This window comes from Kitasatospora sp. NPDC048365 (assembly GCF_043200835.1).
GTDB lineage: Bacteria > Actinomycetota > Actinomycetes > Streptomycetales > Streptomycetaceae > Kitasatospora > Kitasatospora terrestris.
In genome coordinates, this window is sequence record NZ_JBICYJ010000022.1 from 29147 (window position 1) to 52178 (window position 23032).

The 23032-nt window shown below is 74.2% G+C and carries 17 protein-coding genes and 1 pseudogene; 10 read left to right on the forward strand and 8 right to left on the reverse strand.

Going from position 1 to position 23032, the window contains the following annotated elements:
- Positions 1–6: 6 nt before the first annotated feature.
- Positions 7–816 carry a leucyl/phenylalanyl-tRNA--protein transferase gene (locus ACGFX4_RS22530; protein WP_393077209.1) on the reverse strand — a complete coding sequence of 270 codons (810 nt, stop codon included), beginning with the start codon at positions 814–816 and terminating at the stop codon, positions 7–9.
- Positions 817–868: 52 nt separating this feature from the next.
- Complete coding sequence (locus ACGFX4_RS22535; protein WP_393077212.1) at positions 869–3997, reverse strand: amino acid adenylation domain-containing protein; 3129 nt, start codon at positions 3995–3997, stop codon at positions 869–871.
- Positions 3998–4193: 196 nt separating this feature from the next.
- On the opposite strand from ACGFX4_RS22535, the gene ACGFX4_RS22540 reads away from it, so the two are divergent.
- Positions 4194–7313 carry a putative bifunctional diguanylate cyclase/phosphodiesterase gene (locus ACGFX4_RS22540; protein WP_393077213.1) on the forward strand — a complete coding sequence of 1040 codons (3120 nt, stop codon included), beginning with the start codon at positions 4194–4196 and terminating at the stop codon, positions 7311–7313.
- A gap of 53 nt (positions 7314–7366) precedes the next feature.
- Entirely contained in the window at positions 7367–10018 is a 2652-nt protein-coding gene (locus tag ACGFX4_RS22545) for a SpoIIE family protein phosphatase (RefSeq protein WP_393077443.1), read from the forward strand.
- Here the strand turns inward: ACGFX4_RS22545 and ACGFX4_RS22550 are convergent.
- The 4 genes from ACGFX4_RS22550 to ACGFX4_RS22565 all read right to left on the reverse strand — a co-directional run bounded on the left by ACGFX4_RS22550 (position 9993) and on the right by ACGFX4_RS22565 (position 13220).
- The gene (locus tag ACGFX4_RS22550; RefSeq protein WP_393077216.1) at positions 9993–10427 is read right to left on the reverse strand and encodes an SRPBCC family protein; all 435 of its coding nucleotides are present in this window, start codon (positions 10425–10427) and stop codon (positions 9993–9995) included. The two genes, ACGFX4_RS22545 and ACGFX4_RS22550, sit on opposite strands and share 26 nt — an antisense overlap.
- A 73-nt stretch (positions 10428–10500) precedes the next feature.
- Positions 10501–10842 carry a tetratricopeptide repeat protein gene (locus ACGFX4_RS22555; protein ID WP_393077219.1) on the reverse strand — a complete coding sequence of 114 codons (342 nt, stop codon included), beginning with the start codon at positions 10840–10842 and terminating at the stop codon, positions 10501–10503.
- Between the two features lie 58 nt (positions 10843–10900).
- On the reverse strand, positions 10901–12328 hold the full coding sequence (locus tag ACGFX4_RS22560; protein ID WP_393077221.1) for a hypothetical protein: 1428 nt from the start codon (positions 12326–12328) through the stop codon (positions 10901–10903).
- Positions 12329–12710: 382 nt separating this feature from the next.
- Entirely contained in the window at positions 12711–13220 is a 510-nt protein-coding gene (locus ACGFX4_RS22565; protein ID WP_393077224.1) for an SMI1/KNR4 family protein, read from the reverse strand.
- Positions 13221–13279: 59 nt separating this feature from the next.
- On the opposite strand from ACGFX4_RS22565, the pseudogene ACGFX4_RS22570 reads away from it, so the two are divergent.
- Positions 13280–13576 (forward strand): annotated as a pseudogene (locus ACGFX4_RS22570) (IS5/IS1182 family transposase); the annotation flags it as partial.
- Positions 13577–13610: 34 nt separating this feature from the next.
- Here ACGFX4_RS22570 and ACGFX4_RS22575 read toward each other — a convergent pair.
- Complete coding sequence (locus ACGFX4_RS22575; RefSeq protein ID WP_393077227.1) at positions 13611–13985, reverse strand: Zn-ribbon domain-containing OB-fold protein; 375 nt, start codon at positions 13983–13985, stop codon at positions 13611–13613.
- 484 nt (positions 13986–14469) lie between these two features.
- On the opposite strand from ACGFX4_RS22575, the gene efeO reads away from it, so the two are divergent.
- The 5 genes from efeO (at position 14470) to ACGFX4_RS22600 (ending at position 19858) form a co-directional block, all read left to right on the forward strand.
- The gene (gene efeO / locus ACGFX4_RS22580; protein WP_393077230.1) at positions 14470–15600 is read left to right on the forward strand and encodes an iron uptake system protein EfeO; all 1131 of its coding nucleotides are present in this window, start codon (positions 14470–14472) and stop codon (positions 15598–15600) included.
- A gap of 56 nt (positions 15601–15656) precedes the next feature.
- Positions 15657–16955 (forward strand): iron uptake transporter deferrochelatase/peroxidase subunit, encoded by a 1299-nt coding sequence (gene efeB, locus ACGFX4_RS22585; RefSeq protein ID WP_393077233.1) that lies wholly within the window; start codon positions 15657–15659, stop codon positions 16953–16955.
- Between the two features lie 41 nt (positions 16956–16996).
- On the forward strand, positions 16997–17833 hold the full coding sequence (gene efeU / locus ACGFX4_RS22590) for an iron uptake transporter permease EfeU (RefSeq protein ID WP_393077236.1): 837 nt from the start codon (positions 16997–16999) through the stop codon (positions 17831–17833).
- Positions 17834–17927: 94 nt separating this feature from the next.
- Positions 17928–18830 carry a pseudouridine-5'-phosphate glycosidase gene (locus ACGFX4_RS22595; RefSeq protein WP_393077239.1) on the forward strand — a complete coding sequence of 301 codons (903 nt, stop codon included), beginning with the start codon at positions 17928–17930 and terminating at the stop codon, positions 18828–18830.
- On the forward strand, positions 18827–19858 hold the full coding sequence (locus ACGFX4_RS22600) for a carbohydrate kinase family protein (RefSeq protein ID WP_393077242.1): 1032 nt from the start codon (positions 18827–18829) through the stop codon (positions 19856–19858). Before ACGFX4_RS22595 ends, ACGFX4_RS22600 begins: the two co-directional genes overlap by 4 nt.
- A gap of 132 nt (positions 19859–19990) precedes the next feature.
- Here ACGFX4_RS22600 and ACGFX4_RS22605 read toward each other — a convergent pair whose 3' ends face one another.
- Entirely contained in the window at positions 19991–21184 is a 1194-nt protein-coding gene (locus ACGFX4_RS22605) for an erythromycin esterase family protein (RefSeq protein ID WP_393077245.1), read from the reverse strand.
- 84 nt (positions 21185–21268) lie between these two features.
- On the opposite strand from ACGFX4_RS22605, the gene ACGFX4_RS22610 reads away from it, so the two are divergent.
- Together ACGFX4_RS22610 and ACGFX4_RS22615 are read left to right on the forward strand one after the other, a co-directional pair.
- Complete coding sequence (locus ACGFX4_RS22610) at positions 21269–21955, forward strand: MerR family transcriptional regulator (protein ID WP_393077247.1); 687 nt, start codon at positions 21269–21271, stop codon at positions 21953–21955.
- 46 nt (positions 21956–22001) lie between these two features.
- Positions 22002–23024: a sulfite oxidase gene (locus ACGFX4_RS22615; protein WP_393077248.1), complete on the forward strand. Its 1023-nt coding sequence runs from the start codon at positions 22002–22004 to the stop codon at positions 23022–23024.
- Positions 23025–23032: the final 8 nt, after the last annotated feature.

A 23032-nucleotide genomic window follows, 5' to 3' on the forward strand; every position in this document is an offset into this window, starting at 1 on the left:
GGTGGCTCAGTGCCGCTCGGGTGGGGCGAGGCGGGACGCCGGGTGGGGGGTGGGGTCGGGTGGGCCGGCTGCGGGTGGGGTGCGGAGGAGGGTGAGGTAGTCGGCGCGGGGGACGGGGGCGGCGCCGAGGGTGCGGATGTGGGGGCTGTCCCACTGGGCGTCGAGGTGGCGGCCGCCGGCGGCGGCGAAGCGGGTGGCGAGGTCGGCGAGGGCGACCCGGGCGGCGTCGGGGCGGCGGTGGAACATGGAGTCCAGGCTGAGCACGGCGCCGACCCGGATGCCGAACGCGCCGCCGATCAACTCGCCGTCGCCGTCGCGGACTTCGACGCTGTGGGCGTGTCCGGCGGTGTGCAGCTCGCGGAGCGAGGCCTGCAGGTCGTCGGTGAGCCACCGGGGGCGGCGGTCGGCGGCGCAGGCGGCGAGGACCTCGGGGAAGGCGTGGTCGGCGGTGGTGGTCCAGCCGGAGTTGCGCAGCCGGCGCCTGAGCCGGCGGCTGAGCGGGACTCCGGTGGCGGTGGGGATGACGGGCCGCGGGTCCGGGGACCACCAGGCGACGGTGTACGGGGAGGTGGGGCCCGGGTCGTGCAGGGCGATGGCGCCGGCGGCGACCAGCGGCTCGTACCGGGTCTCGTTGTGCAGTTCGCCGTAGAGGTCGGCGGCGGGGAGCGGGAAGAGCCCGTGGGCGTAGGCGGCGAGCAGGGCCTGCGGGCCGAGGTCGGGGCAGAAGGCCGCGGGGGCGTCGGCGGGGGCGCGGGCGGGGTCGACGGTGCTCCACCAGGTGGCCGGGTCGGCCTCGGGCCGGCCGGCGGCGGTCATGGGGCGGGCCGGGGGTCGTCGGCGGTCACGGGGTGGTCCGGGGCGTCGGCGGTCACGGGACGGGGTCCAGCTGGCCGTTGGTGGTCATCCGGTCGAGGTAGAAGTCGAGCAGTTCGGTGTCGACGGGCGGGAACTCGATGCCGCTGCCGGCCAGTCCCTTCTCGGCGTTGGTGCGGCTGAACTGCGGGAAGGTGGGCCGGAAGTACATCTCGCTGATGGTGAGCCGGGTGGGTCCGGCGCAGCGGTCGACGAAGAGCGGCGCGAAGGGCGTGATGGGGTGTTCGGGGTGGTCGGCGGCGAACGCGACCAGCTGTTCGACCCAGTCCCCGTAGGCGAGTTCGGAGACCGGCCGGCCGTGGGCGCGGAGCCGGTCGGCGAGCCTGGGCAGGTCGGCGGGGTTGGGGTTGGTGAGGTGGTGGACGCGCCCGTCCGCGGGGGTGTGGGTGGCGAGGTGGGCGAGGGCGCGGGTGAAGGTGTCGGCGGGGACGAAGTCGAGCGGCAGGTCGACGTCGGGGACGGTGCCGCTGTCGGCGAAGTAGCGGATGAGCGCGCAGAGTTCGGTGCCGGGGTTCATGGTGCCGGTGGCCAGGTCGCCGGTGACGTCGTTGACCCGGTGGATGGCGACCGGGAGGCCGGCGCGGGCGGCGTTGTGCAGCAGGGCCTCGGCGACCCACTTGCTCTCGACGTAGCCGACGGAGAGCAGGTCGGGGTGGCCGAGCGGGGTGGTCTCGTCGACGTGGCGCTCTCCGGCGGCGCCGTGTCCGGCGAGGACGGCCATGCTGGAGAGGTAGTGGACGGGGATGCCCCGGGAGTGGCCGGCGAGGCGGACGATCTCGCGGGTGCCGCCGACGTTGGCGGCGCGCAGCTGCCGGTACGGGTAGAGGAAGTTGACCTGTCCGCCGAGGTGGTGGACGGTGTCCAGCCGGCCGGCCAGGTCCTCGAAGACGGCGCGGGGGAGGCCGAGCAGGGGTTCGGCGAGGTCGCCGACCAGCGGGACGACCCGGTCGGAGGCGTGCAGGTCGCGCTGCAGGTAGTGCTGATGGGCGGAGCGCAGGCGTTCCAGGGCGTGTTCGGGGTCGGCGGCGCGGACCAGGCAGTGGATCCGGGCGTCGGTGGTGGCGAGCAGGGTGTGCAGCAGGTGGGCGCCGCAGAAGCCGGTGGCGCCGGTGAGCAGCAGTTCGGCGGGGTCGGTCCAGTTCGGGCCGCCGTCGGTCCGCCGGACGGGGACGCCGAGTTCGGCCTCGGCGGTGAAGTCGACGGTGTCGGTGCCGGGGTCGGCGGCGTGGCCGGTGCGGGCGGCGTGGACGGCGACGGTGAAGGAGCCGAGGGTGGGGTCGCTCAGCAGTGCGCGGGTGAGTTCGCGGACCCGGTCGACGCCGAGGCCGAACATGATCCGGGCGCGGGCGAGCATCTCCATGGCGAGCAGCGAGTTGCCGCCGAGCTGGAAGAAGTCGTCCTCGCTGGCGACCTCGTCGACACCGAGCAGCTGGGCCCACAGGTAGGCGAGTCCGTGTTCCGCGGCGGCGCTTCCGTTGCCGGGTCGGGCGGCGGGCCGGGCGGTCTCGGCGAGCCGGCGGTTGTCGATCTTGCCGCCGGGGGTGAGCGGCATCCCGTCGACGGCCACGTAGGCGGCCGGGACGAGCGGGTCGGGGAGGTGCCCGGCGAGGAAGGTGCGCAGTTCGGCGGCGGAGGTCGCGGTGCCGGTGTAGTACGCGGTGAGGGCGCGTCCGGCGCCGACGCCGTCGGTGGCGATCACCCTGGCCTGGCCGACGGCGGGGTGGGCGGTGAGGACGGCCTCGATCTCGGCGGGGTCGACCCGGAAGCCGCGGATCTTGACCTGGTCGTCGATCCGGCCGAGCAGTTCGAGGTTGCCGTCGGGGCGCCAGCGCCCGGTGTCGCCGGTGCGGTACATCCGCTCGCCGGGCCGGCCGGCGTACGGGTCGGGCAGGAAGCGTTCGGCGGTGAGCACCGGGTTCTTCCAGTAGCCGCGGGCCAGGGCCGTCCCGCCGAGGTAGACCTCGCCCTTGCGGCCGGGCGGCACCGGGTTCAACTCGCCGTCCAGGACGTGCACGTAGGTGCCCAGCAGCGGGCGGCCGACCGGGACGGGGGCGTGTCCGAGGCCGCCGATCAGCTCGCCCCGCAGCTCGCACAGGGTGGAGGTGATGGCGGTCTCGGTGAGGCCGTAGGCGTTGATGCGCCGGGTGCGCGGCTGGCGGCGCAGCGCGGTGCGGCAGTCCTCGGCGTGCACGGTCTCGCCGCCGACGATCAGCAGCCGCAGCCAGTCGGCGCCGTGGGCGTCCTCGGGCAGCAGGTCGAGCAGCCGGTGCCAGTAGGTGGGCGTCAGGTCGGCGACGGTGATCCCGAGTTCGGGGATGCGGTGGGCGAGCTCGATCGGCGCCCAGGTGCGCCGCCCGCCGAGTACCAGGGTGGAGCCGCTGAGCAGCGGGGCGAAGATCTGCTCCAGGGCGGTGTCGAAGCCGAGCGCGCCGAGTTGGAGGACCCGGTCGGCGGGGGAGAGCTCGTACGCCTCGGCGACCCGGGTGAGGGTGAGGGCGAAGGCCCGGTGGTTGACCGGGACGCCCTTGGGGGTGCCGGTGGTGCCGGAGGTGTAGATCAGGTACGCCAGGTCCTCGGGCAGCGGGTCGGCGGGCACCGGACCGTCACAGGAGAGCTCCTCCACGGCGTTCGGGTCGGCGAGCACCAGGACCGCCTCCGCGTCGGCGGTCAACTGCCGTAACCGCTGCGGCGGGTGGTCCGGGTCGAGCGGCAGGAAGGCGGCGCCGGCCTTCAGGACTCCGAGCAGGGCGACCACCAGCGGCACGGAGCGTTCGAGGCGGACGGCGACCACGGTCTCGGCCGCGGCGCCGCGGCGACGCAGCCCGGCGGCGAGCCGGTCGCTGCGCTCGTCGAGCTCGCGGTAGCCGATCCGCTGCTCCTCGGAGAGCAGGGCCAGCGCGTCGGGCGTCCGCTGGGCCTGGCGACGGAACAGTGCGGGCACGGTGGGCCCGTACCCGCTGCGCAGGTCCGGTCGCACGCCGTGGAGGCGGGTCCCGGTGGCGAGGCGGGCGACGGCCTCGCGGCAGTTGTCGCGGCCGCCCGGGCCCCATTCCCGGGCCCAGCCCGCCGGGACCGGTAGTGCGTCCGGCCAGATCGCGTACGATCCTTCGTCGTTGCGCACCACGGTGCTCGGACCTGATCCGGGCGGCTGGGGGGAGGATTCCTTTTCCACCGGCACTGACCTCGGGGGATGCGGAAGTGGACGGCGTCCGGGAAATCGGCGCCGACATTTCGACTATAGGCACGTCCGGCGCGACAGCGATATCGCTGGGTATATTGGGAACGCAGTGCCCCGGAGCCTCCGTGAGGGAGGTAGTCGGTTGACTCGCAGTCGACAGCGCCTGACGGTCTGTTATTTCGGCTGGATGGGCCTGCTCACGCTCGTCTACTACCTGAATCCGGACGACCGGATCATCTGGTGGACGGCGATGGGCCTCAGCGGGGTCGGCGCCATCGTGCTCGGCACCCGGATGAACCGGCCGGCACACCCCGGCTACTGGTACGTGCTGGCCGCGGCCAACCTGAGCTTCACCATCGGTGAGGTCACCCAGGTCGTCTACACCGAGTACCTGCACGTCCTGACCTACCCGACCCTGGCCGACGCCTTCTACCTGGCCGAGTACCTGCTGTACGCGGTCGGCGTGGCCGGCTTCATCCGCTGGCGAACCGCCCACCAGGACCGCGGCTCGATGCTGGACGCGCTCACCCTCACGGTGGGTCTGGCCCTGCTGGTCTGGCTGTACCTGATCGTCCCGTACGAGCGGAACCAGGACCTGAGCTGGTTCCAGAAGGCCGTCTCGATCGCGTACCCGCTGGGCGACGTGCTGCTGCTGCTGATGCTGATGCGGCTGCTGGTGCCGCGCGGCGGCAAGAGCCGGGCGCTGCTGCTGCTCACCGTCGGCTCGCTCGGCATGCTGGCCTCCGACATCCTGTACGGCCTGATCCAGCTGCACGGCGTGTGGCACATCGGCACCCCGGTGGACTTCGGCTGGGCCGCGTTCTACACGCTGTGGGGCGCCGCCGCGCTGCACCCGTCGATGGTGGAGCTGACCCGGCCGATCCCCACCCAGCCGACCGACATCACCAAGGGCCGGCTGGCGCTGCTCACCCTGGCCTCGCTGATCGCCCCCGCGATGCTGCTGTTCGACGTCTACCGCGGGGACAGCAGCCACGCCGGGGTGATCGCCGCGTTCTCGGCGGTACTGTTCCTGCTGGTGCTGGCCCGGCTGGCCGGGATCGTGGTGGTGCACCGCAACCAGCTGGACCGGGAGCGGGCGCTGCGGATGGCCGGCGCCCGGCTGGCCGGGGCGGTCACCGTCAGTGAGGTCGCCGACTCCGTGCAGTCCGCGGCGGCCTCGCTGCTGCCGCCCGGCGAGCCGGGCGCCGCCCTGCTGGCGGTCTGCGAGGACGGCGCCCTGAAGGCCGGGCGCAACCCGTGCGAGGGAGTGCTGCGGGTACCGCAGATGGACGAGGTGCGCACCAGTCGGCTGCTGCCGGTGGAGGAGCTGGGCGGCGGCCTGGAGGAGCAGTTCGCCGGCTCGCCGTCCGTCCTGGTCTGCCCGCTCGCGCTGGAGCAGCGGACCCTCGGCGAGCCGCTGATCGGCGTCCTGGTCGTCGGCGGCACCGAGCACCGGCTGACCGCCTTATGGGGCTCCCTGGACATCCTGGCCGGGCAGGCCGCGCTCGCCGTCGAGCGGGTGATGCTCAGCCGGGAGGTCAACCAGCACAACAGCGAGCTCTACTTCCGCACCTTGGTGCAGTCCGGCTCGGACGTGATCCTGATCCTCGACGACCAGGACGGCATCCGGTACGCCTCCTCCTCGGCCGAGCGGGTGCTCGGCCACCACGAGCCGTCCGGCGTCCCGCTGACCGACCTGGTGCCGCCCGAGGACGTCCGCACCGTCCAGCAGGCGCTGGCCCGGATGCGCACCCGCGAGCAGGCCGAGCAGCGCGAGCACTGGCGGCTGCTGCGCAGCGACCACAGCGTGATCGAGGCCGAGGTGCGCTGGAACGACCTGCGCGCCGACCCCACTGTGGCCGGCCTGGTGCTCACCCTGCGCGACGTCACCGACCAGCGGCAGATGGAGCGCGAGCTGACCCACCGGGCCTTCCACGACTCGCTGACCGGCCTGGCCAACCGGGTGCTGTTCCTGGACCGGGTCGGCCACGCGCTGGCCCGCAGCGAGCGCCGCGGCACCGTCACCGGGGTGCTCTTCATCGACCTGGACGACTTCAAGGTGGTCAACGACACCCAGGGCCACGCGGTCGGCGACGAGCTGCTGGTCGCGGTCTCGCTGCGGGTCTCCACCGCGCTGCGCACCTCCGACACCGCCGCCCGGCTCGGCGGCGACGAGTTCGCGGTGCTGGTCGAGGACGCGCTCTCCCCGGCGGACGTCGGCCGCACCGCCGACGCGGTGCTCGGCGTCTTCGAGGAGCCCTTCCGGCTCTCCTCCGGCGCCGTCCGGGTTGCCGCCAGCGTCGGCGTCGCCACCACCGAGGACAGCGTGGACGCCGCCGAGCTGCTCACCCACGCCGACCTGGCGCTGTACGAGGCCAAGGCGGCCGGCAAGCGGCAGTGGAGCCGCTACCAGCCGCAGCTGCAGGCCGGGCTGGTGGAGCGGCACGAGCTGAACGAGAGCCTGGACAACGCCATCGCCGAATCCGCCTTCGCGCTGTACTACCAGCCGATCGTCGACCTGGCCAGCGGCAACCTGGTGGCCTTCGAGGCGCTGGTCCGCTGGCCGCACGAGCGCCGCGGCATGGTGCTGCCCGAGGACTTCATCGCGCTCGCCGAGGAGAGCGGCCAGATCGTCCCGCTGGGCGCCTGGGTGCTGGAGCGGGCCGCCGCCGAGGCCACCGCCTGGCAGAAGCTCAGCGGCGACCGGCGCACCGCCGGCGGCCGGCTGCCGCTGCGGGTCAGCGTCAACGTCTCGGCTCGGCAGTTCCGCGACGCCGGCTTCGTCGACACCGTCCGCCAGGTCGTGGAGACCAGCGGCATCAAGCCCGGCACCCTGATCCTGGAGCTCACCGAGAGCGTGCTGATGCGGCGCGACGAACGCGTCCGCACCGACATGCGCACCCTGCGCGACCTCGGCGTACGGATCGCCATCGACGACTTCGGCACCGGTTACTCCTCGCTCAGCTACCTGCGCGAGTTCCCGATCTCGGTGCTGAAGATCGACAAGTCCTTCATCGACGGCCTGGGCCTGTCCGAGCAGCAGTACGCCCTGGTCGAGGGCATCACGCGGATCGCCGACACGCTCGGCGTCCAGGTGATCGCCGAGGGCATCGAGAACGACGCCCAGCGGCAGCTGCTCGCCGCCATGGGGTGCCCGCTCGGCCAGGGCTACCTGTTCGCCAGGCCGCTCACCGCCGAACAGGCCGGCGCCCTGGTCCAGGGCGACGCCGACCTCGCCGGACTCCAGGACGACCGGCCCTGACCGACCCATTGGCCCACGGGGGGAGGGGAGTGTAGACATAACCCATGACCCGGATGGCCCGGTTCCGGGCGGCCCTCGACGTACGGAGCGTGGCGGGCCAGGTCTTCGTGCTGCAGCTGGTCGTCCTGCTGCTGGTGGTGGCCGCCGCCGCGGTCGAGTCCGTCCTGCAGTCCCGGGCGGACAGCACCAACGAGGCGCGCAACCGCTCCGTGGCGGTCGCCCAGACCTACGCCAGCTCACCGGGCATCGTCGCCGCCCTCCGCTCGCCCGACCCGACCGCGATCCTGCAGCCCAGCGCCGAGGAGGCCCGGGTCAAGTCCGGCGTCGACTTCCTGGTGGTGCTCTCCACCGACGGCATCCGCTACACCCACCCGCTGCCCGACCGGATCGGCAAGAAGTTCGTCGGCACCTACGAGCCCGCGCTGAAGGGGCAGGTCGTCACCGAGACCGTCAACGGCACCATCGGACGCCTGGTCCAGGCCGTCGTCCCGGTCACCGACCAGGACGGCACCGTGGTCGGCGCGGTCTCCTCCGGCGTCCGGATCAGCCAGATCAGCGCCAGCGCCGACCGCCAGCTGCCGGTGCTGATCGGCGCCGCCGCGGCCGCCCTGCTGTGCGCCGGCGGCGGCGCCTTCCTGATCTCCCGGCGGCTGCGCCGGCAGACCCGCGGCCTCGGCCCGACCGAGATGACCAGGATGTACGAGCACCACGACGCGGTGCTGCACGCCGTCCGCGAGGGCGTCCTGATCGTCGGTGCCGAACAGCGCCTGCTGCTCGCCAACGACGAGGCCCGCCGGCTGCTCGCCCTGCCGGCCGACTCCGAGGGCCGCCGCGTTCCCGACCTGGGCCTGGCCCGCCCGGTCGCCGAACTGCTCGCCTCCGGCGAGGAGTCCACCGACGAGGTGGTCACCGCCGGCGACCGGCTGCTCGCCGTCAACGTCCGCCCCACCGACCGCGGCGGCGGCCCGCCCGGCTACGTCGCCACCTTCCGCGACACCACCGAACTGCGGGTGCTCAGCGGCAAGGCCGACCTGGCCCGCCGCCGCCTGCAGCAGCTGTACGACGCCAGCGGCGCGATCGGCACCACCCTCGACATCGGCCGCACCTGCGAGGAGCTGGCCGAGGCACTGGTCCCCGCGCTCGCCGACTACGCGGCCGTCGACCTCTCCGAGCCCGTGCTCCGCGGTGAACCGCCCGGCCCGGACCTGACCGCCCCGATGCGCCGCACCGCGCTCACCGGCGTCACCCCCGCCCCGCTGCTGCTGCCGGTCGGCGCCGACGTCCCGATCGTGCCCGGCACCCCGCGCGCCCGCGCCCTCGCCGACCACCGCACGGTGCTGGAGACCGACCTGACCGACGCGATCCGCCGCTGGGCCGACGTCCACCCCACGGCCGCCGCCGGCGCCCGCGAGCAGGGCCTGCACTCGCTGATCGCCGTCCCGCTCACCGTCGGCGGCGTGGTGCTGGGCATCGCCACCTTCTGGCGGGCCGCCGCCCGCACCGAGTCCTTCGACGCCGACGACCGCTCGCTCGCCGAGGAACTGGTCGCCCGCGCCGCCATCTCGATCGAGAACGCCCGCCGCTACACCCGCGAGCACGGCATGGCCGTCACCCTGCAGCACAGCCTGCTGCCCGGCGCCCTGCCCGAGCAGTCCGCGCTGGACGTCGCCTACCGCTACCTGCCCGCCCAGGCCGGGGTCGGCGGCGACTGGTTCGACGTCATCCCGCTGCCCGGCGCCCGGGTCGCCCTGGTCGTCGGCGACGTGGTCGGCCACGGCCTGCACGCCGCCGCCACCATGGGCCGGCTGCGCACCGCCGTGCACAACTTCACCGCCCTCGACCTGCCGCCCGACGAGCTCCTCGGCCACCTCGACGACCTGGTCAACCGCCTCGACCAGGACCGGGCCACCGACGGCCAGGTCCCGATCACCGGCGCCACCTGCCTGTACGCGGTCTACGACCCGGTCTCCCGGCAGTGCACGGTGGCCCGGGCCGGACACCTGCTGCCCGCCCTGGTCCACCCCGACGGCCGGGTGGAGTTCCCCGAGGTCCCCGCCGGACCGCCGCTCGGCCTGGTCGGCCACCCCTTCGAGACCGCCGAACTGCTCCTGCCCGAGGGCAGCCGGCTGGTCCTCTACACCGACGGACTGGTCGAGTCCCGCGACCGGGACATCGACGAGGGCCTGGAGCTGCTCCGCGCGACCCTCGCGCACCCCGACCGCAGCCCCCAGCAGACCTGCGCCGACGTGCTCTCCACCCTGCTGCCCGCCAACCCCACCGACGACATCGCGCTGCTGGTCGCCCGCACCCGCGCGCTGCCCGCCGACCTGGTCGCGCAGTGGGAGGTCCCGGAGGACCCGGCCGCCGTCGCGGGCGCCCGCGCCGAGGCCACCCGGCAGATCGAGGCGTGGGGGCTGGTCGAGCAGGGTTTCGCCGCCGAGCTGATCCTCAGCGAACTGATCACCAACGCGATCCGGTACGCCAGCGGGCCGATCAGGGTCCGGCTGATCCTCGACCGGGCGCTGATCTGCGAGGTCGCCGACGGCAGCTCCACCTCGCCGCACCTGCGCTACGCCGCCGACACCGACGAGGGCGGCCGCGGCCTGTTCCTGGTCGCGCAGCTCGCCGAACGCTGGGGCACCCGGTACACCGCCACCGGCAAGGTGATCTGGGCCGAGCTCAGCGGTGCTCGACCAACTCCTTGAACAGCGCCAGGTCGGCCCGGACCGCCTCCTCGATGGTGTGGCTCTGCGCGAACCCCACCGGGCCGTCGCCGCCCAGGTCGTCCCGCAGCGTCTCCGGGTCGTACTCCAGGCGCAGCTGCACCTGGGTGTGCGTCGCGTCCAGCGGGCGCAGCGCGAAGGTGCCCTTCAGGTGCACGCCGTCCACGGTCTGCCAGGTCATCACCCGACCCCGGCCGCGGTCGGTCAGCTCGGCCACGAACGACCGCCGCACCCCGCCGATCTCCACGTCCAGCCGGGCCCGGTTGCGGCCGTGCGCGGCGGCGTGCCGCAGCCCGGCGACGAACCGCGGGTAGTCGGCCACGCGGTGCAACTGCTCCCAGGTCCGGCCGACCGGGAGGGTGACGTCGATCTGCTCCTCGAGGGTGGTCATGCGCACCTCCTCCTCGCGTCCAGCCTGCCCCCGGCCCCCGGGCCGGGCAAACGCCGGGCCCGGGGACGGCCGCTCACAGCTCCGTGAACTCGCCCTCGAAGGCCGCGGCCAGCCGCAGGTACGGCGCGGCCTCCGCCGCCCGGCCCTGCCGCTGCAGCACCCGGCCCAGCATCAGGTGGGCGTAGTGCTCGACCGGGTCGCGCGCGATCACCTCGCGCAGCTGCTCCTCGGCCCGGCGCAGCTGGGCGGAGTGGTAGTAGGCGCGGGCCAGCAGCAGGCGCGGGGCGACCTGCTCGGGGACCTCGGCGACCACCTCGGCCAGCATCGGGGCCGCGTCCGCGTACGCCTTGGAGTCGAAGTACAGACGGGCGCGCTCCCAGCGCTGGACGGTGGTCTCCTCGCGGGTGGTGCTCACGGGTGGCTCCTCTCTCGGTGACTCGTTGAACATTCACCGATCGGGAGTCATTCCCCGGTCACGCCGCGGGCCGCTCCACCGGCCGGGGCACGTCGGACAGGTCGAGCAGGCAGTGCATCAGCTCCAGCGGCAGGGCCGGGTTGGCCGCCGCGGCCTCCGCCAGCTCCGAGGCCAGCAGGCGGCGCAGGACCGCCAGCGGCAGCCGCGGGTGGCGGGCGGCGGCCCGGGCCACCGCCCGGTCCGGGTCGGCGGTGAGCCGCTCCACCAGCTCCGGCGCCACCTCGGGGTCGCGCAGGGCGGCCAGCCGCAGCCGGGCGTCGGGGTGGCCGGCGAACCGGGCCAGGCCCGGGCGGGCGAAGTTCGGCCGCTCCGCCAGCGCGTCGTGGGCCCGGCCGCGGCCGCCCGCGTACAGCTCCACCAGCAGCTCGTGCGGGGCGTCCGGGCAGTGCTCGGCCAGCGCCAGGCGGACCCCCGGGTCCGGGTCGGCGGCCAGAGCGCGGACCGCCTCGGCCGGCAGGCCCGGCGCCGCAGCCGCGCTGCGGCGCAGCAGCGGGTGCGCGGAGGCCGCCAGTTCGACCAGCGCCCGCGGGTCGCCGTGCCGGGACGTCACCCAGGCCGGTGCGGCGGTGCGGCCGTCCGGGACGGAGATCCGGATCGCGGCCCGCTGCGGCTCCGTCAGGTCCGGGCGGACCGAGACCGCGAGGCGCACCTGCTCGGCCGGGTCGACCGCCAGGGCGAGCGCCAGGTCGGTCGGCAGGTGCGGGTTGCCGGCCGCGGCGGTGCGGATCCACGGGTCGTCGTCGTAGCGCAGCCACTCGCCGAGCCGGCGCTCGATCGGCGCGTGGGCGGCGGCCCGCTCGCGGCGGCGCGGGTCGCTCTCGGCGATGTACTCCGCCAGGGTGCGCGGCAGCGGACGCTCGGTACGGCGGGCCGTCCGGACGGCCGCCCGCACCATCGGGTCGCGGTCGGCCGTCAGCTCGTGCCGGAGCCCGGCGGGCAGCTGCGGCCAGCTCTCGCGGGTGATCGCGGCGGCCCGGACAGCGGGCTGCGGGTCGCGGGCCAGCGCCGCCCGCAGGTCGGCCGGCAGGCCCGGGCAGGCCGGCACCAGCCGGCGGTTGTTCGCGTCCCGGTCGCCGGCCAGTGCGGCCAGCGCCTCGGCGGGCAGCACCACCTGGCGCTCGGCGGCGGCCAACGCGCAGGCGCGGCGCACGGTGCGGTCGCGGTCCAGGGCGAGCCGGCCGAGCAGGGCGGGCGGCAGGTGCGGGTTGTCGGCGAGCCGGCGGCGCACCGCCGGGGCCGGGTGGGCGAGGGCCGCCTCCACGGTGCCGGCCGGCAGCGCACGGGCGGAGAGCCAGCGGTCCTCGTCGGGGCGGCGGTCGGCGGCCAGCAGCCGGTCCAGCACGGCGGCCGGGGCCGCCGGATTGGCGGCCAGCCCGGTGGGCCAGGCCTGCCGCAGCGCCGCCTCCCCGCCAGCGGCGGCCGTCAACTTCACTTCCGAACATGCCCGCTGAGGCAGTGTCAGCTCAACCACGTCTCCGTGCACCTTCCCCCGGTCCAGGCAACGGAGCCGACAGTAACCGAGCCGGTGTGGTGCGTGCACGAGTTCTTGACAGGTAGGCCGGATCCGTCCCCGGACCCGGCGCCCTTCGGCCGAAGTCGCGGGGGAACGGCGGAGGAGATGCGGGGGAGTCGTGCCCGGCGGGGCCGGGCGGAGGGTCTAGGGCGCGTATTGAGTCGTGATCAATCCGGGGGAATCACCGTCACGCCGTAGCTTGATCGGCTAGCCTGCCCGGCTCCGTTGGCCGACGCGACGCCATCGCAACGTCCGTGCGGCTGACGACGTGACTGGGGTGCCCGAGTTAAGCGGATCAGTCCTCCTCGGCGAACTCGGCGGCGTCGGGAAAAACGCTGGTGCTGATGTGTCCCGACAGCCAGCCGACCAAGAACTCGACCGCATTCACGGGATGCGCGTCGTAGTACCAGCCCCGCGGATTCCAGCAGACAACCGTCCACTCGTCCGGCTGCCCGTCAGTGAGCCAGCACACGCGGTCCCCGTTGTCGGTTCCCGCCCACGGTAGGAGTCCGCCCGGCTCCGGGTAGAAGGGGTACGGGCAGGCGTCGGGGTTGCGGTCCCGGAAGTTGCGTTCCTGGTCCAGCAGCCGTTTCGCAGGGCCGACCAGCAAGTCTCGCCCGCCAAAGGGCGTAAGCGGCGTCAAGAACTCGGCGAAGTGGTAGGCGCCATAGGCTCCGACCACCTGCTTGAAGTCAGAGGGGAGTCCCACGCCGAGTGCTGCCTCCACCTCGTCCCAGTCTCCATTCGCCCACAGTGGTTGCGACGGTGGCGGGACGAGGCGAGTGAGGTCGTCGAACGCGGTCATGGGGTTGAGCTTAGGGGTGGTCGTCGCGACTGAAGCCTCCGCCCTTGCCGAGAACGCCATACTCGTCCCGCGGCAACCGCGCCTACCTACGCAAACGCCGTATCAAGGCAGTCATCCCGGAGAAGAGGGACCAGGCAGCCAACCGGAGGAAGAAGGGCAACAGGGGCGGCCGGACCGTCGGCCACGACGCCAAGCTCTACAAGGAGTGGAACACCGTCGAGCGACTGATTAACAGGCTGAAGGCCTGGCGGGGCATCGCCACTCGGTTCGACAAGACTCCCGAGAGCTACCTCGCCGGCCTCAACCTCCGCGCCTCGATGATCTGGATCAAGGACCTCGTCAAGACCGCTCCTTGATCACGACTAAATACTCGCCCTAGTAGCGGAGGGTCTAGTAGACGCGCGGGACCGGACGGAAGGTGAGGTGGCGGCCCTCGTCCTCGCTGGTGGTGAGCTGGACGCGGGTGCCGATCGGGACGGCGCCCGGGAGACCGCCGACCACCGCGGCCTGGACCGAGAAGCCCTCGTCCAGGGTCACCAGGTAGGGGCGGTCGGGGTGCGAGCCGCGGCGGGTCGGGCGCAGCAGGCGCTGCACCGTGCCCTGGCCGGCGCCGCGGGCCGGCTCCAGGTCGGCCGAGCCGCAGACCGGGCAGAGCATGCAGGTGACCGCGGCCGCGGAGCGGCACCAGTGGCACCGGCGGTAGGTCAGTTCGCCGTCCTCCAGGGTGGAGGCCGAGGTGGGTGCGATCGCGACGAGCGGGGTCATGGCCGTCTCCTCTTCGAGCCCGGGTGCGCCGCCGTACCGCCGCCCGTCGCCGGGCGTGCGGTCGTGGCGCCTGCCGAGGAGGACGCTATGGCACTCAGTGCCGCCTGTAAAGGTACTGAGTGCCGGATTCTTGGGAATCGGGCACGGCCTGCGGCACTGAGTGCCATGGATGGCGGGCGGGGGCCTGCGTTCGTGGGCGGAGGGGTGGTCCCGGTCACATCGGGGGCGGACGGTGCGCCAAGCCGAAGTGGCGTCAAGTCGACAATTTTCGGCGGGGGTTGACGGATCCGCAGGCACCCGCCGGACGGCGGGGGAACGGTGGCCGGGCGGCGGGTGTCCGTTTCGTGGCCGCCCCGATATCGACGGGGTTCCCAGCTGCCTCTAAGGTATGCCTTAGCTTACCGGGCAGCCGGGGATCGGACCTGATCACCGCTGCCCGGCCTTGTGAGTCCTGCCTGTTCCGACCCTCGCCCGTGGAGTGTTCATGTCCGCCCGTCGTTCGACCGCAGTCACGCTGCTCTCCATCGCCGTGGCCGGTGCCGCGCTGGCCGGTTGCTCCTCCAAGAAGGACGGCGGCTCCGCCGACGCGATCCAGGTGAACGCGACCGACACCGCCTGCGAGCTGTCGAAGACCACCTTCCCCGCCGGGCACATCGAGCTCGCCATCGCCAACAAGGGCTCGAAGACCACCGAGGTCTACATCTACGGCGAGGGCGACAAGATCGTCACCGAGCGCGAGAACATCGGCCCCGGCACCAAGGCCACCATCAACGCCGAGGTCAAGGCTGGCACCTACGAGGTCGCCTGCAAGCCCGGCCAGACCGGTGACGGCATCCGCCAGAAGATCACCGTGACCGGCGGCACCGAGGCCAAGAAGGACCCGCGCCTGGAGTCCGCGGTCGACGCGTACCGCAAGTACGCCCAGGAGCAGGCCGACGCCACCATCCCGGTGGTCACCCAGTTCGCCGACGCCGTCAAGGCCGGCGACCTGGAGAAGGCGAAGTCGCTGTTCGCCGCGTCCCGCGTCGGCTGGGAGCGCACCGAGCCGGTCGCCGAGAGCTTCGGCGACGTCGACCCGAAGACCGACACCCGCGAGGACGGCCTGGAGGCTGGCCAGGAGTGGACCGGCTGGCACAAGATCGAGAAGTCGCTCTGGGCCGAGAACAAGATCGACGACTCGGACAAGAAGCTCGCCGACCAGCTCGTCGCCGACCTGACCGACTGGCAGAAGCGCATCCCGCAGGCCGAGATCACCGCCACCGGCATGGCCAACGGCGCCAAGGAGCTGCTGGACGAGGTCCAGAAGAACAAGATCTCCGGTGAGGAGGACCGCTACTCCCACACCGACCTCTCCGACTTCGCCGCCAACGTCGAGGGCGCCCGCAAGGCCTACGAGCTGCTGAAGCCGGTCGCCGCCGAGAAGGACGCCGCGCTGGCCAAGACCCTGGACGGCGAGTTCGACGCGATCCAGGCGCTGCTCGCCAAGTACAAGCAGGGCGAGGGCTACGTCTCGTACGAGAAGGTCACCGAGGCCGAGCGCAAGACCTTCCAGGACGCGGTGAACTCGCTGGGCGAGCCGCTGTCCAAGCTGGCCGCCGCCGTCGTCGTCCAGTAGGTCCGGTAGTTTCACCGCCGAGTCCCGATCCCACCCAGCGCGAAGGAACACAGACGATGACCGCCGAACACGCGGAGAGCACGGAGAACGCCGGAACCGGCACCGAGGGCGCCGAGCAGCGCTCCGGGCTGAGCCGACGCGCCGTCATCGGCTGGGCGGGAGCGGGCGTGGCGCTCGGCGCCGCCAGCGTCGGCACGGTCGCCGCCGCCACCCGGCACGCCGAGGACCCGGTGCCCGCCAAGCAGACCGTGGACATCCCGTTCTACGGCGAGCACCAGGCCGGCATCTCCACCCCGGTCCAGGACCGGCTGCACTTCGCCGCCTTCGACGTCATCACCAAGGACCGCGAGGCCCTGGTGAAGATGCTGAAGGAGTGGACCAAGGCCGCCGCCGCGATGACCGCCGGCCGCGAGGTCGGCGCCGGCGCCACCGGCGGCCTGCCCGAGGCCCCGCCGGACGACACCGGCGAGGCCCTCGGCCTGCCGGCCTCCCGGCTCACCCTCACCGTCGGCTTCGGCCCCACCCTGTTCGAGAAGGACGGCGTCGACCGCTTCGGCCTGAAGGCCAAGCGGCCCGAGGCCCTGGTCGACCTGCCGAAGTTCGCCGGCGACCGGCTCGACCCGAACCGGGTCGGCGGCGACATCTGCGTCCAGGCCTGCGCCGACGACCCGCAGATCGCCGTCCACGCGATCCGCAACCTCGCCCGGATCGGCATGGGCGTGGTCAACGTCCGCTGGTCGCAGCTCGGCTTCGGCAAGACCTCCTCCACCACGCCCGACGCGCAGACCCCGCGCAACCTGATGGGCTTCAAGGACGGCACCCACAACATCGCGGGCACCGACGACGCCGCGCTCGCCAAGCACGTCTGGGTCGCCCCCGGCGACGGCCCCGAGTGGATGACCGGCGGCTCGTACCTGGTCTCCCGCCGCATCCGGATGACCATCGAGACCTGGGACCGCACCTCGCTGCAGGAGCAGGAGGACGTCATCGGGCGCACCAAGCTCGAAGGCGCGCCGATCGGCAAGCAGAAGGAGCGCGACACCCCGGACCTGAAGGCCATGAAGGACGACGCGCACGTCCGCCTCGCCCACCCGGACAGCAACGACGGCCAGATGATCCTGCGCCGCGGCTTCTCCTTCACCGACGGCACCGACGGCCTCGGCCGTCTGGACGCCGGCCTGTTCTTCCTCGCCTACCAGCGCGACACCCGCAAGCAGTTCGTCCCGCTGCAGACCAGGCTGGCCGCCAACGACGCGCTGAACGAGTACATCATCCACGTCGGCTCCGGCCACTTCGCCTGCCCGCCCGGCATCCGCAAGCCCGGCGAGTGGTGGGGCCAGGCTCTCTTCGGCTGAGCCCGTCCGCCGTCCGTACCATTGTTTCGAGGAGAGCCGCCGTGTTCGCCAACTACCTGATCGGCCTGCGCGAGGGCCTGGAAGCCAGCCTGGTCGTCTGCATCCTGATCGCCTACCTGGTGAAGACCGGTCGCAAGGACCGGCTCGCGCCGGTCTGGGCGGGCATCGCCGCTGCCGTCGCGCTGTCCATGGCGTTCGGCGCGGTGCTGCAGTTCGGCTCCTCGCAGCTCTCCTTCGAGGCCCAGGAGGCGCTCGGCGGCAGCCTGTCGATCATCGCGGTCGGCCTGGTCACCTGGATGGTCTTCTGGATGCGCCGCACCGCCCGGCACCTGAAGTCCGAACTGCACGGCAAGCTGGACGCCGCGCTCGCGATGGGCACCGTCGCGCTCGTCGTCACCGCCTTCCTGGCGGTCGGCCGCGAGGGCCTGGAGACCGCGCTGTTCATCTGGACCGCTGTGCAGGCCACCGGCGACGGCTGGAACCCGCTGGTCGGCGCGGTGCTCGGCCTGCTCACCTCGGTCGTGCTCGGCTGGCTGTTCTACCGCGGCGCGCTGAAGATCAACCTCGCCAAGTTCTTCACCTGGACCGGCGCGATGCTCGTCGTGGTCGCCGCCGGCGTACTCGCCTACGGCGTCCACGACCTGCAGGAAGCCGGCTGGGTGCCGGGCCTGCACGACCGCGCTTTCGACATCAGCTCCACCATCCCGCAGGACAGCTGGTACGGGACGCTGCTCAAGGGCGTGTTCAACTTCCAGCCCGACCCGACCTGGCTGCAGGTGGGCGTCTGGGTGCTGTACCTGGTGCCGACCCTGGCCTACTTCTTCTTCAGCAAGCCCGGCACCACCGCACCCCGCCCGGCGGTCGCCACCAGCAGCTGACCGCCACCGGCTGAGCACGACCCTTCGGGGGCCCGCGAGCGCGCGGGCCCCCGAAGTGGTTTCGGGAGCCCCGCGGCGTGCCAGGTATCTCCGCATGGAGATCTCGGAGGAGGTGCGGGACGCCCTGGCGGGTGGGCGGCCCGTGGTGGCGCTGGAGTCGACGATCATCGCGCACGGGCTGCCCCGGCCGCGGAACCTCGCGGTCGCGGAGGAGCTGGAGGCGCTGGTCCGGGCCGGCGGGGCGGTGCCCGCCACCGTCGCGGTGCTCGACGGGGTGCCCCGGATCGGCCTCGGCAAAGCCGAGTTGGAGCGGATCGCCGCCGAGGACGGCCTGCGCAAGCTCGGCCACCGCGACCTGGCGCTCGCCGTCGCGGCCGGCGCGAGCGGCGCCACCACCGTCTCCGGCACGGCGTTCCTCGCCGCCCGGGCCGGGATCCGGGTGTTCGCCACCGGCGGCCTCGGCGGGGTCCACCGCGGCTGGGTGACCACCATGGACGAGTCCGCCGACCTCGGACTGCTCGCCCGCACCCGGATCACCGTGGTCTGCGCCGGCGTCAAGTCCATCCTCGACGTACCCGCCACCCTGGAACGCCTGGAGACCCTCGGCGTCGCCGTGGCCGGCCACCGGACCGACCAGTTCCCCGGCTTCTACCTGACCCGCTCCGGCCGCCCGGTCGACTGGACCGTGGACGGCCCCGCCGAGGTCGCCGCCGCGATGTGGGCCCAGGACGCGCTCGGCGGCCTCGACTCCGCCCTGATCGTGGCCAACCCCGTCGACGAGGCCGAACAGCTCGACCCCGCCCTGCACGACCGCGTCCTCGCGGACGGGCTCGCCGCCGCCGAACGCGCCGGCGTCAGCGGGCAGGCCGCCACCCCGTTCCTGCTCGCGTACCTCACCGAGCACACCGCGGGCGCCTCGCTGGAGGCCAACCTCGCGGCCGTCCGCGGCAACGTCCGGCTCGCCGCGCGGATCGCGGTGGAGTGGGCGCGCGGATGACGGGCGCGGAGCCGGGCGGCGGAGCCGGTGGAGGTGCGGCCGGGAGCGGTGCCGGCACCGCCGGTGGGGCGGCCGGAGCCGGTCGGGGTACCGGCGGTGGGGCGGGCGGCGGGCTCGGCGGGGGCGTGGCCGGGGCGCTGCTGGTCGTCGGGGACGTGGTCACCGACATCGTCGCCCGGCACAGCGACCCGCCGGCGCCGCGCACCGACACCGCCGCCCGGATCGCCGTCCGGCCCGGCGGCGCCGGGGCGAACGCCGCCGCCTGGGCCGCCCGCGCCGGGGCGGCCGTCCGGCTGCTCGGCCGGGTCGGCGCGGACGCCGCGGACTGGCACCGGCGGGAGCTCGCGGCGAGCGGCGTCCGGTCCTTCCTGACCGTCGACCGGGCGACCGCCACCGCCGTGGTGATCGCCTTGGTCGACGCCACCGCCGAACGCAGTTTCCTCACCGACAGCGGAGCCACCGCGAACCTCGGCCCCGCCGACTGGGACCCGTCGCTGCTCGACGGCGCGGGCCGCGTCCACCTGTCCGGCTACCTCTGCTTCACCGAGCCCGGCCGGGAGTTGGCGGCGACGGTGATCCGGGAGGCGGCGCGGCGCGGGGTGCCGGTGAGCGTCGACCCGGCGTCCGCCGGATTCATCGCGGGGCTGGGACGGGACCGGTTCCTCGCGGCGGTCGTCGGCGCCGGGCTGCTGCTGCCGAACCTCGACGAGGCGCGGCTGCTCAGCGGCGAGCAGGAACCGGAGGCCGCCGCGGTGGCGCTGGCACGGCGGTTCGGCGAGGCGGTGGTCAAACTCGGCGGGGACGGCGCGGTCGTCGCCGTCGGCGACCGGATCGCCGCCCGGGTACCGGCCCGTCCGGTCGAACCGCTCGACACCACCGGCGCGGGCGACGCGTTCACCGGTACCTACCTCGCCGCGAGGCTCACGGGCGCCTCCCCGGCCGACGCCGCCACCGCCGCCTGCGAGGCCGGCGCCCTGGCGGTGCGGACCATAGGCGGCCGCCCGCCGACCGGGCCGGTCGCGACGTAGCGTGTCCCCGATCGAATCCGGAGCGGAGCCGGTCGGGCACGGCATGCCCGGCCGGGTGTGCACGGGGACCGGCTGACGGCCGCCCGGCAGGGCCGGGTCCGTCCCCGGGTCCGTCGTTTCCGGCCGGGGGTGTCAGATCTCGCGGAGGAAGACGATGGCGTCGGTGAGGTCGGTGGTGGCCGGGTCGAGGGGGAAGTAGGTGTGGTCGGCGGGGGTCCGCCGGTCGGGCTGCCGGTCCAGGGCGGTGGCGAGGCGGCGGGGGTCGACCAGGGTGCGCGGGTGGGGGAGGGCGGCGAGGATGCCTTCGAGGGTGGTCGGGGCGGGGGTGTCGGTGCCGTTGCGGGTGCCGAAGGTGGTGGCGGCGAAGGCGTAGCCGGTGCCGAGGCGGGCGGAGAGGATCGCGCCGAGGCTCCACCACTCGAAGAGTGTGCCGCCCATGGTGAGGCTGCTGAGGTTGCGCTGCAGGTGCGCGTTGTGGGCGAACACCAGGGTGCGGCCCCGGCGTTCGTCGGCGCGCAGGACCGCGTCGAGGTTGTCGGCCATCATCGTGGCGCGCAGGCCGAGCAGGGTGGCGATGCGGTGGGGCGAGGTGTCGGCGAGGGCGGCGTGGTAGCGGAGCAGCCCGGTGGCGGTGCGGGCGTACAGCTCGGCGCGGCGGTGGGCCTCGGTGGAGGCCGCGGCCAGGAGCTGCGGGGCGTGGGCGGTGAGCAGGGTCTGCAGGTCGTCGGCGAGCAGGCGCAGTTCGCGGGCGTCGTCGGTGCGGCCGGGTGAGGCGCCGGGGTCCGTCATCACGTTCGGGTGGGTCCAGCGGTCGTCGGGGCCGAGCAGGGTGTCGAGGGTGTCGGCGGAGGGGACGGGGGCCGGGCCGAGGTGGGTGGAGAGGTGGTCGCGGAGGGCGGTGAGCGCGGGTCGCGGCGAGGCGGCGCCGGTGATCTCCAGCGGGCCGTCGACGCCGTGGAAGCGGACCCGGTCCTCGGGCGCGCACGTCTCGTTGTGGTCGCGCATCCAGGTCAGCAGGGAGCGGTTGGCGGCGGAGGCGCCGAACCCGTGGCTGAACCCGGTGGCCATGACGGTGTCGAGGTCGCCGGTGCCCTCGGTGACGTACGCGTCGGCGGTCAGGGCGGCGAGGCAGTCGCTCTCGATGGCGACGGAGCGGTAGCCCTCGTGCTCGACGAGGTGGGCGAGGAGCTCGTTGCGCAGGTCGAGGAAGGCGTCCACGCCGTGGGTCGGCTCGCCGAGTGCGAGGACGCGGGTGTCGGGGGAGAGCAGCGAGGTGAGGGCGGCGGGGGAGTAGGGGCGGGTGGCGTCCTGCAGCTGGTCGGTCATGGCTTCAACGCTATCGTTGAGGGTTCGGTGGAGACTTTGACGCGCAGCTGAGCGACGGTGGTGGGAAAAGTTTCAAACACGGGATTGAGGCCGGTCGATCTGGCGCGGGAGCACGGGCTGTCCACGCAGGCGGTCCGCAACTACGAGGACGCGGGGATCCTGCCGCCCGCGGAGCGTTCGGCGCACGGGTACCGGCGGTACGGGCCGCGGCACGCGGCCGCGTTGCGGACGTTCCTGGCGCTGGTGCCCGCGCACGGGCACGCGACGGCGACGGCGGTGATGCGGGCGCTCAACGCGGGGGAGCTGGCGGAGGCGCTGCGGCTGATCGACGGGAGCCACGAGCAGCTCGCGGTCGACCGGCGGACGCTCGACGAGGTGGAGGCGGCGGTCGGCCACCTGGTGGAGGCGGATCCGGGCGGCGCGGCGGAGACGTTCATCGGGCCGTTGGCGCGGCGGCTGGGCGTGCGGGCGGCGACGCTGCGGGCGTGGGAGCGGGCCGGGCTGGTGGTGCCGGCCCGGGACCGGCGGACCGGGTACCGGGTGTACGCGCCCGCGGACGTGCGGGACGTGCTGCTGGCCCACCAGCTGCGCCGTGGCGGGTACGGGCTGGAGCAGATCGCCCGGGTGCTGGAGCGGGTCCGGGCGGCGGGCGGCACGGAGCCGCTGCGGGCCGCGCTGGAGGGCCGGCGGGAGCGGGTGACGGCGCGCGGGCGGGCGATGCTGGCGGCCGCCGCCGCGGTCGACGGCTACCTGCGGCGGCACCCGGGCTGAGGCCCGCGACGCGCTCCCGGCCGCCCCGCGGGCGTAGATTCGAGGTATGGGCGGGCCCGAGACGGTCACGGTGGAGCCGTTCAACGCACAGACGCCCGCGGCGGCGCTCGCGGCGCACCGCACCGCGGCGGACGCGCTGTTCGTGCGCTCGCACTTCGCGGTACCGGAGATCGACCCGGACCGCTGGCGGCTGCGGGTCGGGGCGGCGGAGTTCGGCCTCGCCGAGCTGCGGGCCTCGGGCCGGCGCGAGGTGGAGGCGGTGCTGGAGTGCGCGGGCAACGGGCGGAGCCTGATGCGGCCGCCCGCGCCCGGCGTGCCGTGGGGCGAGCGGGCGGTGGGGTGCGCGCTGTTCGCCGGCGTTCCGTTCGCCGCGGTCGCCGAGCGGGCGGGGCTGGACCCGGGGGCCGCCGAGTACGTGTTCACCGGCGCCGACAGCGGGACGGTCGACGGCCGGCGGACCCCGTTCGAGCGCAGCCTGCCGGTGGCCGCGGCCCTGCACCCGGACACCCTGCTCGCCCTCGAACTGAACGGCCGCCCGCTGACCGCCGAGCACGGCGCGCCGGTCCGGCTGGTGGCACCCGGACGGTACGGGGTCGCGGACGTGAAGTGGCTGGTGGCGGTGCGGGCGGTGGAGCGGCCGTTCAGCGGCCCGTTCCAGGGCGGCTCGTACGTCTACCGGGACTCGTACGGCACCGACGGCGGCACCGAGGACGGCCCGGTCACCACCGTCCGGGTCCGCTCGCTGATCACCGCGCCGGCGCCGGGCGCGCGGCTGCGGGTCGGCGCGGAGACGGAGCTGCGCGGGCACGCGTGGTCGGGCGCCGGGCCGGTGGAGCGGGTCGAGGTGCGGATCGACGACGGCGCCTGGCGGCCGGCGCGGCTGCGCGGCGGCAGCCGGTACGCGTGGTGCGACTGGTCGTACCGCTGGCTGCCGGAGCGCCCCGGCGGCCACCGGATCGAGGTCCGGGCGACGGACGCCAGCGGCGCCGCGCAGCCGCTCCGGGCGCCGTGGAACGCGGACGGCTACGGCTGCAATCCGGCGGCGGCGCTGGACGTGGTCGCGTACTGAACGGGAGC